The organism is Oleiphilus sp. HI0067 (assembly GCF_001635735.1).
In genome coordinates, this window is record NZ_LWFI01001739.1 from 1 (window position 1) to 588 (window position 588).

A 588-nucleotide genomic window follows, 5' to 3' on the forward strand; every position below is an offset into this window, starting at 1 on the left:
GGGTTGGACGCCAGAGGTTGATGGTGCGCGTCAAAATACTTCGTTGTATTACCAAGAAGATATTTATGCGTCTGATTCTTTAGAATTATTGCCTGGTTTTCGATATCAAGATGATAGCGATTTCGGAAGCTATTTTAGTCCTAAGATAAATGGTCGATATGACTTTTCGTCTTTAGTGGGGCTTGATCACTTCTTGCGATTTGGTGTTGGCAAGGGGTATCGAGTGCCAAGCTTGAAAGAGCGCTACCTTGAGTTTGACCACAGTCAGCATGGCTATAAGGTTCTTGGGAATCCAGTTACTAAACCTGAATATTCGAACAGCTACCAACTTGGCTGGGTCTTGAGTGGTGATTCTTTTGAATTGGACTTGAATCTTTTTAGAAATGATTTGAAGGATATGATCGAAACCGAGTTTGTGAGGATGGAAAATGATCCAACATACGGACTTGTGCAAATATTTGAATACGGGAATATCTCGAAGGCGCGGACGCAAGGCGCGGAAATCGCTACGAAATTAGAGCTAAATGAAGCGACAAAACTAACTGCAGGGTATACCTATCTTGATGCTAAAGATCTTAACACAGGCCT

Annotated in this window: 1 protein-coding gene; it reads left to right on the forward strand. The window is 42.0% G+C overall.

The genetic code is table 11. The annotated features are described in order from the left end of the window. Positions 1-588 (forward strand): TonB-dependent siderophore receptor (locus A3739_RS27610; RefSeq protein WP_156502909.1); only part of this gene is annotated, 588 nt, incomplete at both ends.